General features: G+C 62.1%; 16 protein-coding genes. 2 read left to right on the top strand and 14 right to left on the bottom strand.

Annotated elements, in window-relative coordinates:
• Position 1 precedes the first annotated feature (1 nt).
• On the top strand, positions 2-943 hold the full coding sequence (locus tag J2Y41_RS02450; protein ID WP_224164985.1) for a type II secretion system F family protein: 942 nt from the start codon (positions 2-4) through the stop codon (positions 941-943).
• A gap of 12 nt (positions 944-955) precedes the next feature.
• The gene (locus J2Y41_RS02445) at positions 956-1,834 is read left to right on the top strand and encodes a type II secretion system F family protein (protein WP_224164986.1); all 879 of its coding nucleotides are present in this window, start codon (positions 956-958) and stop codon (positions 1,832-1,834) included.
• A gap of 110 nt (positions 1,835-1,944) precedes the next feature.
• Here J2Y41_RS02445 and truA read toward each other — a convergent pair whose 3' ends face one another.
• From truA to J2Y41_RS02375, 14 genes are all read right to left on the bottom strand, one after another.
• The gene (gene truA, locus J2Y41_RS02440; RefSeq protein ID WP_309925823.1) at positions 1,945-2,835 is read right to left on the bottom strand and encodes a tRNA pseudouridine(38-40) synthase TruA; all 891 of its coding nucleotides are present in this window, start codon (positions 2,833-2,835) and stop codon (positions 1,945-1,947) included.
• 32 nt (positions 2,836-2,867) lie between these two features.
• On the bottom strand, positions 2,868-3,428 hold the full coding sequence (gene rplQ, locus J2Y41_RS02435; protein WP_224164988.1) for a 50S ribosomal protein L17: 561 nt from the start codon (positions 3,426-3,428) through the stop codon (positions 2,868-2,870).
• 66 nt (positions 3,429-3,494) lie between these two features.
• Positions 3,495-4,505 (bottom strand): DNA-directed RNA polymerase subunit alpha, encoded by a 1,011-nt coding sequence (locus J2Y41_RS02430; protein WP_011775567.1) that lies wholly within the window; start codon positions 4,503-4,505, stop codon positions 3,495-3,497.
• A 149-nt stretch (positions 4,506-4,654) separates the two neighbouring features.
• Complete coding sequence (gene rpsK / locus J2Y41_RS02425) at positions 4,655-5,056, bottom strand: 30S ribosomal protein S11 (protein ID WP_014922380.1); 402 nt, start codon at positions 5,054-5,056, stop codon at positions 4,655-4,657.
• 51 nt (positions 5,057-5,107) lie between these two features.
• Complete coding sequence (gene rpsM / locus J2Y41_RS02420; protein WP_011775569.1) at positions 5,108-5,485, bottom strand: 30S ribosomal protein S13; 378 nt, start codon at positions 5,483-5,485, stop codon at positions 5,108-5,110.
• Between the two features lie 196 nt (positions 5,486-5,681).
• Complete coding sequence (gene rpmJ / locus J2Y41_RS02415) at positions 5,682-5,795, bottom strand: 50S ribosomal protein L36 (protein WP_011775570.1); 114 nt, start codon at positions 5,793-5,795, stop codon at positions 5,682-5,684.
• A gap of 72 nt (positions 5,796-5,867) precedes the next feature.
• Positions 5,868-6,089 carry a translation initiation factor IF-1 gene (gene infA / locus J2Y41_RS02410; RefSeq protein WP_011775571.1) on the bottom strand — a complete coding sequence of 74 codons (222 nt, stop codon included), beginning with the start codon at positions 6,087-6,089 and terminating at the stop codon, positions 5,868-5,870.
• Positions 6,090-6,283: 194 nt separating this feature from the next.
• The gene (locus tag J2Y41_RS02405; RefSeq protein ID WP_309925816.1) at positions 6,284-7,294 is read right to left on the bottom strand and encodes a P1 family peptidase; all 1,011 of its coding nucleotides are present in this window, start codon (positions 7,292-7,294) and stop codon (positions 6,284-6,286) included.
• Between the two features lie 70 nt (positions 7,295-7,364).
• Positions 7,365-8,192 carry a type I methionyl aminopeptidase gene (gene map / locus J2Y41_RS02400; protein WP_224164990.1) on the bottom strand — a complete coding sequence of 276 codons (828 nt, stop codon included), beginning with the start codon at positions 8,190-8,192 and terminating at the stop codon, positions 7,365-7,367.
• A 33-nt stretch (positions 8,193-8,225) separates the two neighbouring features.
• A complete protein-coding gene (locus J2Y41_RS02395; protein WP_309925813.1) occupies positions 8,226-9,137 on the bottom strand; it encodes an NAD-dependent epimerase/dehydratase family protein in 912 nt (303 codons plus the stop codon).
• 13 nt (positions 9,138-9,150) lie between these two features.
• Complete coding sequence (locus tag J2Y41_RS02390; RefSeq protein WP_309925810.1) at positions 9,151-10,908, bottom strand: class I adenylate-forming enzyme family protein; 1,758 nt, start codon at positions 10,906-10,908, stop codon at positions 9,151-9,153.
• Positions 10,901-12,169: a cytochrome P450 gene (locus tag J2Y41_RS02385; RefSeq protein WP_309925809.1), complete on the bottom strand. Its 1,269-nt coding sequence runs from the start codon at positions 12,167-12,169 to the stop codon at positions 10,901-10,903. The genes J2Y41_RS02390 and J2Y41_RS02385 overlap by 8 nt, the downstream gene beginning before the upstream one ends.
• Positions 12,126-12,914 carry a glycosyltransferase gene (locus J2Y41_RS02380; RefSeq protein WP_309925807.1) on the bottom strand — a complete coding sequence of 263 codons (789 nt, stop codon included), beginning with the start codon at positions 12,912-12,914 and terminating at the stop codon, positions 12,126-12,128. Before J2Y41_RS02380 ends, J2Y41_RS02385 begins: the two co-directional genes overlap by 44 nt.
• Positions 12,911-13,966 carry a 3-oxoacyl-[acyl-carrier-protein] synthase III C-terminal domain-containing protein gene (locus J2Y41_RS02375; RefSeq protein ID WP_309925805.1) on the bottom strand — a complete coding sequence of 352 codons (1,056 nt, stop codon included), beginning with the start codon at positions 13,964-13,966 and terminating at the stop codon, positions 12,911-12,913. The genes J2Y41_RS02380 and J2Y41_RS02375 overlap by 4 nt, the downstream gene beginning before the upstream one ends.
• Positions 13,967-14,058: the final 92 nt, after the last annotated feature.

Raw genomic sequence — 14,058 nt, 5'->3', positions numbered from 1 at the left:
GATGGAAAACTCGCTTATTTTCATAGCTGCCGTCGGCCTCTGCGTCGCTGCGCTCGCACTGGTTATTATGGTGGTCCTCAAGCCTCGAAACGGCGTCATCCCCATCGAACGCCGTCGAGTGGGCTCCGTGGCCGACGAGTCTGCCCTCGGCCGGGTATCCCAAACAGCGGTTGCAGCAGTCGATTCAGCGTTGGGCCGTTCCGGCGGTCCCTTCAACCGTGAAATTCTCTACCGCGCCGGAGTAAAACAGGCTCCTGCCGATTTCACGGTCTTGGTAGCAGTGACGACTCTCGTAGTGGGTACGCTCGGTACCCTTCTGGTGAACCTGTTCATAGGCATCGTCTTAGCATTAGCGACGCCGTTCGCAGCCAAGCTGTTCCTGGTGTTCAAGACAGAAAAGCGTCGTTCCCGGTTTGAGACACAGCTAACCGACACCATTCAAATGTTGATCGGGGGGCTTCGCGTGGGACACAGTATCATGCGTTCGCTGGAAGCTGCTGCTCGGGAGGCTCAATCCCCCACGTCCGAAGAACTGGGCCGGATTGTCAACGAAGTAACAATCGGCAAGGACCCCCGCCAGGCCCTGGACGACTGTGCTGCGCGGATGGACAGCGAGGACTTCCGTTGGATCGGCCAAGCAATGCAAATCAACCGGGAGGTAGGCGGTGATCTTGCCGAGGTGCTCGAACAGGTCGCCGGAACCATTCGGGAGCGGAGCGAGATCAAGGGCCACGTACGGGCACTGAGTGCGGAGGGCAAGATGTCCGCCCTTATCCTCATGGCCATGCCGGTGGCCGTCGGGATCTTCATGGGCGCCATTAACCCCGGGTATATGAAGACGTTCGTCACCCACCCGGTCGGCATCGCAATGCTGATCGCGAGCGTTGTCCTGTTCATCATCGGCGGCTTCTGGATGAGCCGCACCGTCAAGATCAAGTTCTAAGGAGGCCCCACAATGACTCCCGTTGCTTGGATCATCATCGCAGTTATCGTTCTCCCCATCGCCTACTTTGCTTGGTCCTTGGTCACCATTGACCGCAAGGGGATTGTGGCCATCCAGACCAACCTGGGATCAGGATTCGCCCAAGGCAGCGGAAGCGTCGCCCGCAGGCCTCCGCTTTTGTTAGGCATTGCCAGAAAGCTCACGCCCGGCAGTTATGAAGCAAAGCTGGATCATCTATTGGCCCTGGCAGGGCGCCCCCGCTCCATGCCGCTCACCAAATTGATCGCACTCAAGCCTGTCCTCGCCCTGGCTGGCGCAGTGATCGGCTTACTCCTTTTCGCGGGGAATCCCACTCCTACGCTCGCTGGAATCGGTATCTTTCTAACGATATTCCTGTACTTCCTGCCAGACCTCTTGATCTACAACACGGGAACCAAACGTCAGGATGCCATCAAGTTGGAGTTCCCCAACACGCTCGATCAGATGCTTATCTCGGTCGAGGCTGGCCTTGGATTCGAAGCTGCGATGGAGCGGGCGTCCATGCAGGGGACCGGACCCCTGGCCCACGAGCTGATGCGTACACTTCAGGACATCCAGGTGGGACGCCCCCGGCGTGAAGCCTACGATGCATTGTCCGAACGCTGCGCCGTACCGGACATTCGCAGCTTTGTCTTGGCTGTCATTCAAGCCGACAAATACGGCATCGGCATCGCCAGCGTTCTCCGGGCTCAGGCGAAGCAAGCGAGGGTAAAGCGTCGACAGAACGCAGAAGAAAAGGCCATGAAGCTTCCGGTCAAAGTGCTTTTTCCGCTCTTGTTCTGCATTTTCCCGGTTTTGTTCATAGTCCTTCTGGGTCCTGCGGCCATCAAGATCATCCAAGCCTTCAGCTGATCTTGCCCCGCGGGAATTAGACCGGCCGTTCGCGGATCCCAGACCGTGGACGGCCACAACGGCCCCCTTCCGGTACCCAGAGCCGGGAGGGGGTCCTCCAATGTCCGGACTTACTCGCGCCGGGCCCTCGTCAGCTCGGCCCGTGCCAGCAGCTCGCCGTCCGATGGGTACGCAACTTCCTCCAACACCAAGGGGTGGGGTGCAGCCAACACGGACTTGGCATCACGCTTACGTTCCAGAAGACGTTCATGCAGCCAGCCCGGTCGCTCCAGGCCTTCGCCCACGCGCAGGGCCGAGCCCACCAAGGACCTGACCATGTTGTGGCAGAACGCATCGGCCTGAACTGTGGCGACAATGACCCCGTCGCTCCCCCGTTCGAACTCAAACTTCTGTAGCTCGCGGATGGTTGTGGCGCCCTCGCGGGGCTTGCAGTAGGAGCGGAAGTCCTGGAGCCCCAGCAACTGGGAAGCGCCCTCATTCAAAAGAGAAATGTTCAGCGGCGCCTTATGCCACAGCGTAATTCCTCGAAGCACCGGATCCCAGCGCTCGGCACCATCAGCAATGCGGTAACTGTAACGACGCCACAACGCAGAGAACCGGGCGTCGAAACCTTCAGGCGCCAGACCGGCGTCGTGCACTTCTATGGCACCGGTAAGATCGCCGAGGACGCGGCTGAGGGCGCCGCGAAGGCGCCGTAAAAGCGCGACGGCGGGGTCCAGCTCGTGTCCACGCGGAAGTCCCAGCCACTCGGCTTCAGTCAGATCGAGATGGACGACCTGGCCGCGGGCGTGGACACCGGCGTCGGTGCGGCCGGCAACCGTGACCCGCACGGGACGGCGCACGAGGAGCGCCAAAGCTTCCTCAAGTGATCCCTGAACTGTGAGCAGACCGGGCTGAAGGGCCCAGCCGTTGAATGGTCCACCGTCGTAGGAAAGATCCATCCGGACACGCAAAAACCCGCCGCCCTCCAAAGCGGGGGCAGCGGGTTTTCGTTCGTTCATAGACTTAAGTCTACTAAGAAGAATTCAGTGAATTACTTCTTTTCCTCAGCGGCCGGAGCCTCTTCGGTTTCAGCAGCTTCAGCGTCAGCAGCCTCAGCCTCAGCGGCCGGAGCCTCTTCGGTTTCAGCAGCTTCGGTCTCTACAGCCTCGGTCTCAACAACCTCTTCCTCAGCAGCCGGGGCAGCCTTGGCAGCAGCAGCGGTTGCTTCAGCAACTACGGCCTGCTTCGGGGAAACCGGCTCAAGGACGAGCTCGATGACAGCCATGGGAGCGTTGTCGCCCTTGCGGTTGCCGATCTTGGTGATACGGGTGTAGCCACCATCGCGGTTGGCAACGGCGCCGGCGATGTCGGTGAACAGCTCGTGGACGATGCCCTTGTCGCTGATCAGGCCGAGAACGCGGCGGCGGGACGAGAGGTCGCCACGCTTGGCGAAGGTGACCAAACGCTCTGCGTACGGCTTCAGGCGCTTGGCCTTGGTGACCGTGGTGGTGATGCGCTTGTGCTCAAACAGAGCAGCTGCCAGGTTCGCGAGCATCAGGCGCTCGTGAGCCGGGCCGCCTCCGAGGCGCGGACCCTTAGTGGGGGTAGGCATAATAATTTCTCCTGTTGTGTAAGCCGGTCAGGTCCATCGCTGGACCTGACGGCCAAGATCTGCTTTTTAGAGCTCGTCGTCGCTGAACGCGGCGTCGTCCTCTTCGATGGCTGCGGCGCGGGCTGCGAGGTCGAAACCGGGAGGGGAGTCCTTGAGGGACAGACCCAGTTCGACGAGCTTTGCCTTGACCTCGTCAATGGACTTCGCACCGAAGTTACGGATGTCCATCAGGTCAGCCTCGGAGCGGGCAACGAGTTCACCCACGGTGTGGATGCCCTCACGCTTGAGGCAGTTGTAGGAACGGACGGTAAGGTCCAGATCCTCGATCGGCAGAGCCATGTCCGCTGCCAGGGCAGCGTCCGTCGGCGACGGGCCAATCTCGATACCTTCAGCTGCGGTGTTCAGCTCACGAGCCAGACCGAACAGTTCCACCAGGGTGGTGCCTGCAGAAGCAACGGCGTCGCGCGGAGCGATTGCCTGCTTGGTCTCGACGTCGACAATGAGCTTGTCGAAGTCAGTGCGCTGCTCAACACGGGTAGCTTCCACGCGGAAGGTTACCTTCATGACCGGCGAGTAGATCGAGTCAACCGGAATACGGCCGATCTCGGAGTCGCCGGACTTGTTCTGAGCTGCCGAAACGTAGCCACGGCCGCGCTCGATGGTCAGTTCGAGTTCGAACTTGCCCTTCGAGTTCAGGGTGGCAATGTGCAGATCCGGGTTGTGGAATTCGACGCCGGCCGGCGGAGCAATGTCCGCGGCGGTGACGACTCCGGGGCCCTGCTTGCGCAGGTAAGCAACAACCGGCTCGTCGTGCTCGGAGGAAACCGAAAGGTTCTTGATGTTCAGGATGATCTCGGTGACATCTTCCTTGACACCCGGAACCGTGGTGAACTCGTGCAGCACGCCATCGATCCGGATGCTGGTTACAGCGGCACCGGGGATGGAGGAGAGCAGGGTACGGCGGAGGGAGTTTCCGAGGGTGTAGCCGAAGCCCGGCTCCAGCGGTTCAATGATGAAACGGGAGCGGTTCTCGGATACAACTTCTTCAGACAGGGTGGGGCGCTGTGCAATGAGCACTTAGGTTTCCTTTCGGCGAGCATCCGCTATATGACGCAACACAGGTGGTGGAAATCGGCTTCGGTTTCCAGCCTGACCAGCCGGGCCATGCTTGTAGATGGTCTAAACCATGTACAGCAGGCCCGGCCGGTCAGACAGGGAATACCTAATTAGACGCGGCGGCGCTTCGGCGGGCGGCAACCGTTGTGGGCGCTGGGGGTGACGTCCTGGATGGAGCCAACCTCAAGGCCAGCAGCCTGAAGCGAACGGATTGCGGTTTCGCGTCCGGATCCCGGACCCTTGACGAATACGTCAACCTTGCGCAGACCGTGCTCCTGAGCGCGCTTTGCAGCAGCTTCAGCAGCCATCTGGGCAGCGAACGGGGTGGACTTACGGGAGCCCTTGAAGCCAACCTCACCGGCGGAAGCCCAGGAGATTACAGCACCGTTCGGGTCCGTGATGGACACGATGGTGTTGTTAAAGGTGCTCTTGATGTGCGCCTGGCCAAGCGCAATATTCTTCTTATCCTTGCGACGCGGCTTACGAACCGCTCCACGAGTCTTCGGGGGCATTGTTTCTCCTACAGAAAGTTATCGGGGGAAAACCAGGTCAATCCCGAGGGATTAACGTCCGGCCTTCTTCTTGCCGGCGACGGTGCGCTTCGGGCCCTTGCGGGTACGAGCGTTGGTCTTCGTACGCTGTCCGCGTACGGGCAGGCCCTTGCGGTGGCGCAGGCCTTCGTAGCTGCCGATCTCAACCTTGCGGCGGATGTCAGCGGCTACCTCGCGGCGAAGGTCACCCTCAACCTTGTAGTTGCCTTCAATGTAGTCACGCAGCTGGACCAGTTCGGCGTCAGTCAGGTCCTTGACGCGAACGTCAGCGCTGATGCCGGTGGCAGCCAGGGTTTCGTGTGCACGGGTCTTGCCCACGCCGTAGATGTAAGTAAGCGCAATTTCCAACCGCTTTTCGCGGGGAATGTCTACGCCAGCGAGACGAGCCATAGTGGCGGTACTCCTTGAATAAACCGGAGGTCGTAGGCAGTACACCCACACGATCCGTGTGGCCCCAGCCTCCGACCGGGGGTACGTTGACCAGGCTCTGTAATGCAGTCCTGGCACAACTTGTGCTGCCTTTATTTACTTGCGTGGGCTAGCAACCCAGGTTTGCCCTTGCGGGCGCTGATTCCCAGAAGGGGAATTAGCCCTGGCGCTGCTTGTGGCGCGGGTTCTCGCAGATCACCATGACCCGGCCGTTACGGCGGATCACTTTGCACTTGTCGCAGATCTGCTTGACGCTCGGCTTGACCTTCATGGCGTTCCTTTGCGTGTTTTGCAGTTGATCTGCTGGAGCGGCTTGGCACTATTGCCTGGGCCGCCCAGCAATTTACTTGTAGCGGTAGACGATACGACCACGTGTGAGGTCGTATGGGCTCAGCTCCACCACTACCCGGTCCTCGGGGAGGATTCGAATGTAGTGCTGACGCATCTTCCCAGAGATGTGTGCGAGAACGACGTGCTTGTTGGTGAGCTCAACACGAAACATCGCATTGGGCAGCGCCTCAGTCACAACGCCCTCGATCTCAATGACCCCGTCCTTCTTGGCCATATCCTCCGCTAACTGTTGTTTGCCGCTGTCCTCCGGTTAGGCACCGAAAATCCAACGGACGTTTTTGTTTGCTTGGCCCTCTTGGAACCACGACACTAAAAAGGGCGTGGCTGCACAGACAACCAACAAATAACTCTACGCCAATGGGGCCGGAAAGTTAAATCCGTCCATGGTAGCGCACGTACCGCCGCCCGTCACTCCCCTACGGTCCGGTAAGCAGGGAAGTCTCCTCCCGCCGTCGTGACACTTTCGGCGGCTTCAACACCGTCCAGGATCGCCAAACGCACGGCCTCAGCTGCGGCGCTTTGGAGCGTTATGAGCGATACCTGCCGTGCCTGCTCGGTACTGCGATCAAGCCCGACGGCGCCGGTCGCCAGAGTGAAAACGGTGTCACCGTCTGCCAAAGTGTGGGACGGATCCAACGCCCGCGCGAGCCCGGCGTGCCCAGCGCTGGCGGTCCGCTTGCACTCAGCAACATCCAGGACAGCATTCGTAGCGACCACGACGAGCGTTGTGTTGAGACCTTGGGGAGAAACGACCGGAGCAGAGGGAGACGTGCCCTGGGGGCCCGGAACCCGGCCGCGCGCGTCCAAGGGAGGAACGACCGAGCGCGCAGAGGGTTGCGGGCCCCCACTCACGGGCGCACCCAGCGCGTTGACTACTGCTATGGCACCGACGATGATCCCACCGTCGAGCGTAATCGAGGATGTTCCGACGCCACCTTTGTACTGTCCGCGCGCAATCACCGCGCCAGTGCCTGCGCCAACGTTTCCGCGCCCGACGGCGGCGTGGTCACCTGAGGCGAACGCTGCGGCGGCTGCCTGGTAACCCATGTCCGCGCCTGGTCGCGCTTTGACGTCACCACCGCGTCCGAGGTCGAAGATGGCTGCTGCCGGAACGATCGGTACGACGGTTCCGGGAACCGCAAAGCCCCTGCCCTGCTCCTCACACCAGAGCTGGGCACCAGCCGCTGAGACGAGGCCGAACGCACTGCCACCCGTCAGCACGATGGCATCGACCGTGGATACCAACGTCGTCGGATCGAGAGCATCAGTTTCATGAGTACCAGGACCTCCCCCGCGTACGTCCACCGACCCCACGGTTCCCACAGGCGGAAGGACGACTGTCACGCCAGAGAGCCACCCGCCGTCGTTCTTCTGGACGTGGCCAATACGGATGCCCGGTACATCGGTGATCGCATTCATGGCTTTATTGTCCACCTGGAGGCAACGCCCTAAGCCGCAGCACGCCGGCCGGCAGCCGGCCGCGCCCCGGTTACGGAATCGGGACGGGCACGACGCCGAGCGGCGCCAACTGCTCGGCCCCTCCGTCCGGGGCGGACAGGACCCAGATGCCCTTTTCGTGCACGGCCACCGAGTGTTCCCACTGGCAGGAGCGCTTGCCGTCGGTGGTGACAACAGTCCAGTCATCATCCAGGGTGGCAGTCTCGATGCCACCGCGCACCAGCATGGGTTCAATGGCGAGGCACAGTCCCGGGCGGATCTTCGGGCCGCGGTGATTGGTGCGGTAATTCAGGACGTCGGGGGCCATATGCATTTCCGAACCGATGCCGTGGCCAACATAGTCCTCCAGGATGCCCAAGGGCTTACCGGGGACGGAAGAAACGTAGTCATCAATCGCATTGCCGATGTCGCCGACGAACTTGCCCTTGGCCAGCGCAGCAATCCCTCGCCACATGGCGGCCTCAGTGACATCCGAGAGGCGCTGGTCCTCAGGGTCTGCCGTGCCAACGATGACAGTGCGGGCGGAGTCCGAGTGCCATCCGTCCACGATGCAGCCGCCGTCGATGGAAATAATGTCGCCATCGTTGAGGACACGGTTTCCTGGGATGCCGTGGACCACTTCCTCGTTCACTGACGTGCAGATGGTGGCGGGAAAGCCGTGGTAGCCAAGGAAGTTTGACTTGGCCCCGGCGTCATTCAGGACTGCCGCGAAAACGTCGTCGAGGTCCTTGGTGGTGACGCCTGCCTTGGCCGCCGCAACGGCAGCGTCAAGGGCACGGCTGAGGACCAAACCGGCCTCGTGCATCTTGCGCATTTGCTCGTTGGTTTTGTACTCGATGCGGGGCTGACCGAACGCCATGTTCTCCTCTGGATGGTTTGCTGTAGGAGCCCATCAGGCCCCGTGCTCCAACCATTTTCCCGCATCGGAGAGCGTGGTCGAAATTGGTTCGACTCCCAGCTCTTCCCGGAGCCGGTCCAAACGGTAGGTTCTGTCCCGTCCGAGCTGGCTGACGGCGTAGCGCGTGAGGCGTGGTGCCCGGCCGGAAACGCGGGCAACGGCTTCGGAAATGCCGGCAAGTGCCATGGCGGCAGGCTCCGGAATGTACCTGATACCCGCCCCGGCGTGGCCAGTGACAGCAAGTACCTTCTTCAATACGGTCCCAAGCTCCACCGGCTCCGCGTCGGCCACGTTGATAGCCCCTCGGGCATCGGACTGGCAAGCTGCCAGCGCTGCCTCTGTCAGGTTGTCAACATGCGTGAGCTGATGACGAATACCGGCATGGCCCACGGTGAGGAGCCTTCCGCGGCGTACGTTGCTGATCAGGCGCGGCATCAGCGTCCGATCGCCCGGTCCATAAACTCCGTGTGGTCGAAGAACCACGGCGTTGCGATGCCGTCGGGCCTCCACGTCGGCGAGCGCCTTGCTGCTCGCGTAGGCGTTGAGGTGGCGCACAGCCACCTCAACTTCGCCGCGGTTGGTACAGGGCTCCCACCACGGGTAGACACTTGAACTGGAAATGTGCACCAGCCGCGTTGTTGGGTAGGCCTCAACCACGGCACGGGTACCCAGCACATTCGTGCGGTAGAACATGCGGGCGGCGCCCCAGTCCGCCACGTGGGCGGCGGCATGGACCACCGCGTCCACGGCCGGCATTCGGCCAGGCGGCACACCCGTTAGGTCCCAATACGTCAGCCCAGGGCCTTGGCGCCGTGCGAAACGAACAACGTCCCACCCTTTAGCCTCGGCGGCAGCGGCGACTGCTCCCCCTATGAAGCCTGTGGCCCCGGTAACCGCGATTTTCACAGCGCCCCGGCTTTCACAGCGCCGCGGCTTTATCAGCGGACTTGCGGGCAAATTCGCGTCGAAGCGCTTCCCGGTCCGGCTTCTTGTGGCGTCCGCCGACAGGGATGGCATCCAGGATTTCGATGTGGTCGGGGAGAGCGGATTCGTCAATCATCTCCGGGAGGACCTTGGTTAGTTTTGCTTTCAGCTCTCCGTCCGCCCCTGGGTTCGCCTGTGCAGCCACGACGGCCAGCCACACAGCTTCATCACCGATCCCGTCGGGCACCCCGACCATGACGGCCTGCTGAACTCCTGGCACGGAAGTGATCAGCGGTTCATACAGGGCAGGGTAGATGTTGGTCTTGCCCCGGATGATCATGTCCTTCTTGCGCCCGATCATCACCAAGCGCGCGGGACCCGTTCCGGGGCCTGCCGTACCGTGGTCCAGCCGCACCAGGTCTCCGGTGGCGTGCTCAATCATGGCTTCCTCACCCAGATATCCGTGACACATGTTCGGTCCCCGGGCGTACAGTTCGTGGTCCTCCCCTACCCGGATGCCGACGGCGGGCAGTGGCTCTCCGAGGAAATCGCCTTCGCCACTTCCATCCGGCGACGTAAATTCGGCATCAGCGCCGGACGCAAAGGCCAGCTTTTCCCTACCATCGGCAACGGCAATCGGCAGCAACTCCGTCATGCCGTAGATGAGTTTGAACTCGACGCCGGGAAGCAGTGTCGTTGCCCGTTTCAGGAAGGGAGCAAGCACCGGCGCGGCTCCAAGCATTACTGTCCGCAGCGTTGGGGGGAGCCTGACGCTGCCGTCCTCGACCGCATCCAGGATTGGCGCCAACTGGGACGGCACAAGGAAAAGGTGCGTCGCGCCGTCGTACGAGTCCTCTTTGCCAGCCACCGGCCCAAGCTCGCGTGCCAAGCGAAGAGGGTCAATGTGCGCTGAAAAGCCATAGCCGGGCATGGTCCAGTGCGCGCCGGCGATGAGTGCCGGCAAGCCCATCATGAGCTGCTCGGAGTGGATGCGATCGCCCTCGCCAAAGGTACAGCGTTGGTTGAGCTGCTCGAATCCTGCTCCAAGCGAACGCCGGGTGTGTACTACGCCCTTCGGCGCACCGGTGGTCCCTGACGTAAAAATGATCACGGCTTCCTGCCCGGAGGAAGCCTCCGGGGAGGGCGGAACGATATCCCTGGGAAGCCCGGGACTGGCGAGTCGCTTCACCGGGGTCGCGCCTCGGGGTACGCCAGGGAGCCATGGGCCGGAATAGTAGTGCCGGACGTCCATGGCACCATAATCCGGCAGCAGCAATCCCCTCCGCCGGGCCAGCGGCCGCAGTGGGCTCCTGGTACTGAGGGCGTACAGAAGGGACTCTGAGGCAGCCCACCGCGGCGCAGCCAGCCTGGCCCGGTCATGGAAAAGCGACGGTCCGATTCCTGGATCGATGAACACTACGGAACCACCGGCGCGGACGGCCCCCAGTGCCAGGATGAACGCTGCCGGGCTGGGGCGGACCGAGAAGAGCATCCGTTCACCGGCACCAAAACCGTCATCATGGAGGTGCCGGGCCGTAGCATCTATGCCTTTGACCAATTCGCGGTATGTGATGGTCCGTCCTGGTCGGAGCCGGCCGGGACGCCGTAGTCGCCCTGGAACATGGTTCCAGAGGGAAAATCTGCCAGGCGCCGTGATCGCGGGGCTCTCTGGCACGCGCCCGGCTGCGGCGTAGACGGCTTCGATAAGATCGGTGCCGGACGCGGTACCTTCCCACAATGCGTCATCAGGCATTGACCAGCTCCAACTTTCTGTATCCGGGAATCAGCACACCTTTGCTCACTTGCCGGGACGAGACGAGCCACTGGTGCCGGGCATACCTGTCCAGGAGCAAAGACAGCGTCGCATTGATCTCGGCCATGGCCAACGGCATGCCGATGCAAAAGTGCGGACCCGCACCGAACCACAGCTGACGCGCCTGCGGCGGGGTGGGAATCCCGGGTTCGAATCTGCCCAGGCTCTTGGAGGCGTGAACAGTCGATAGCAAAAGACGGTCCCCTGCCCGGATAGCGACTCCGCCAAGGGTGCAAGGAGAAAGAGCATCCCTCAGCATCATCGGGGACGGCACGGTGAACCGTAATGCCTCGTTCACGGCCGAGGCAACACCGGAGCGATCCTCAACCAGTCCCGCAAGGCGTCCACTGTCAGCGAGCAGGGCAATCAGCCGCGGAACGAAGGACACCAGCGTCTCAGTTCCCACCATCACGAATGCGCTGATGATGCCCATGGCCTCCTCCTCGGTCATGCCGAGTGCGCGCAGCCTGCCTGGAAACGTTTGGGGGTCGCTCTTCCGGTACGCTTCCCGCGCCGGTCCTGCCAAAACCCCGACGGCGGATCTTCCCTTGGCGATCTGCCTCACCGTCAGCGTGGGGCGCCCCAGGTGGACGAGGGAAGAGATGGAAGACCCTAAATTGAAGAGTTCCCTATTGGGCAACCGGCCAGGTGCATCATCCGGCACGCCCAGCAGCCTGGAGATGACTCCCCCGGCAAGCTCCTTGACGCAGTCCACCAGATCCACGTGCCCACCTGCGTCCAGTCCGTGGTGTAAGCGGTCATGAAGCGACGCAGCCGCCGGCTCGACAATCGCCGCCACCGAGCCCGGAGTGAAGAGGTCGGCAAGCTTGCGCCGCAGCTCCCTGTGCTCCGTGCCGTCCATGTTCACCAACGCCTTTGGTCCCACTACGGGAGTCCAGAGCGCACCTGAACCCGACGGTCCGTTCTTGATGAACCGCTGGGTATCCATGAGAACGTCACGCACCAGGGCGGCTTCGCTGACAAGGATCCCCAGACCGGGCAAACGCATCACCGGCCGCATGCTGCCCAGCCCACGAATCGCCGGGTAGAGCAATGGATGCGCCCCCAGTTGAACACGCTGTTCCCAGCGTTCGGCCTTGCTCATGAAGCCGCTGGACATCCTGCCGCTGGACTTTCTGCCGTTGGTTATCACGGCGTCACCGGATGTCCACGTGCTCTGGGCGGTACCGATGGTCCGCATACCAGGCCAGGGTGTTCTTCAAACCCCAGGCTTTGACCCGCCGTGAGGAGCCGTACACGACAACATCCCGGCGCAGCGCGTAATTGCGGGTCAGCTTTCGCACGCGGTTGGACAATGCGCGGTCTTCATGGAGGTCTTCTATGCTGGTCCGCGGGAACCCACCTGAACGGTGATACATATCTGCCGTGATCGCCATATTGCACCCTGGAAGCATCTGATAAGGGCCCAGATATCCGTCACCTTTGTTGCCGGGGCGAATACGGCCGAAGAAGGATGCGATCTCAACTGCCAGGAGCATCATCCTCCGCTCCCCCGCACTGATGCCTTCATCCTCACGGGGCACAAGCTGGCCGGCGATGAGTTCCAGACCGTCGTTGAAGGCCCGGACAATCCTCGCGGTCCAATCCGGCGCAGCGAGGCAATCGGCATCCGTCCGGGCCAGCCACCTCGCGCCATGCTCCACACCGAAGCGCATGCCGGTATCCGCGGCCGCGCCCGTCCCCTTCTCGGCTTCATGGACAAGCCTGATGTCCATAGTGGGATGGGCTGCGGCGAACTCTGCCACGATCGAACAGCTGGAGTCCGTGGATCCGTTGTCTACAACCACCGCCGTGAAGTCCGGGTGCTCCTGGGCCGCAAGAGAGTCCAACGTCTGCCGGACAAGCTTCTCTTCGTTCAGCATGGGCAGGGCGATGGACAGCGGCCGGGTACGGGCCGTGCTTCCGGGATGGTGTTCCGGCGTCACAGCCGCACCACCGCCATACCCAGGCTCACGCCGCCGGCGAGTCCCACCAATGCCACCAGATCTCCCGGACCGCAGCGTCCACTGTCCACGGCGAGTTTCAATTGCAGGGGCAAGCTAACTGAGGCCAAATTTCCGAAGTCCTCTACCGAAGGAACCAGCAACTCACGCGGAACACCGGCCCGTTCCGCAAAGACCTCCCGGTACGGTGCACTCACCTGGTGCACGCAAACCACGGCGAAGTCCGTCCACTGCAGACCCAAGCCGTTTAAAGTTTCGTCCAGGACGCCGCAGCCCAAATCCAGAAAAGCCTCCTTGAGCTTCTCCCCGTCCATGGTGAAATAGGTAGCTTCCGGATCACGCGGATAAGCAGATCCACCTGCAGCCAAGGTGCCGACAGACCAGTGGCTGCTGCGGGCAGTGAAGCCCATACCAAGAATGCCTGCCGGCCCCGCCTCCAGTCCGTTCGACGCCATTGCCGCCGGACCCGCGGGTTCAAGCAACACTGCCGCTCCGCCGTCGCTCATGGTGTACCCGGGAAAGCTTGATGCGAAAGTGCCAAAGTCCGGAACCCTCCAACGGACCGCCCGCGACGGCGACTCCCCCGTGACCACCAGGACCCGGGTATACCGTCCCGTGGCAATCAGGGCATCGCCCACTTCCAGGCCGTTCAGGAAACTGTTGCACGCATTCTTCACATCCATCACCGGGCAGCAGAGTCCGAGTTTGGCGGCGGCCATGTGGCCCGTAGCCGGTTCCACCATGTCCTGGCTGGCAGACGCGAAGATGATGAGATCTATGTCCGGGGCCTGCAGGCCACATTCAGCAAGGAGCTTCGCCGCAGCATTGGCCGCAAGGTCCGATGCTTGCTCGGAGTCTGCCATGACGCTCCGGGAGCGGATCCCGGTAACACGGGAGATCAAGCCCTTGGGTACCCGGAACCCCGGACTCGACTCACCAATACGGCGTTCGACGGCGGAAGTCTCCAGGCGCGCAGGCGGAAGGTAAACCTCCAAACCCGCAATCCTGCTGTGTCCGGAAAGAGCTGTTTGCATGCGGTTCCCCCAAAAACTGCCGCGAAACGAAAAGGGTGTGTCCCGCACCAATGGTACGGGACACACCCTTTGCTCCAGCGCCGACGATCCGG

Source organism: Arthrobacter sp. 1088 (genome assembly GCF_031455315.1).
Taxonomy (GTDB): Bacteria; Actinomycetota; Actinomycetes; order Actinomycetales; family Micrococcaceae; genus Arthrobacter.
Note: the sequence above shows the minus strand (reverse complement) of the source record. Positions and strands in the feature narration are given on the sequence as shown.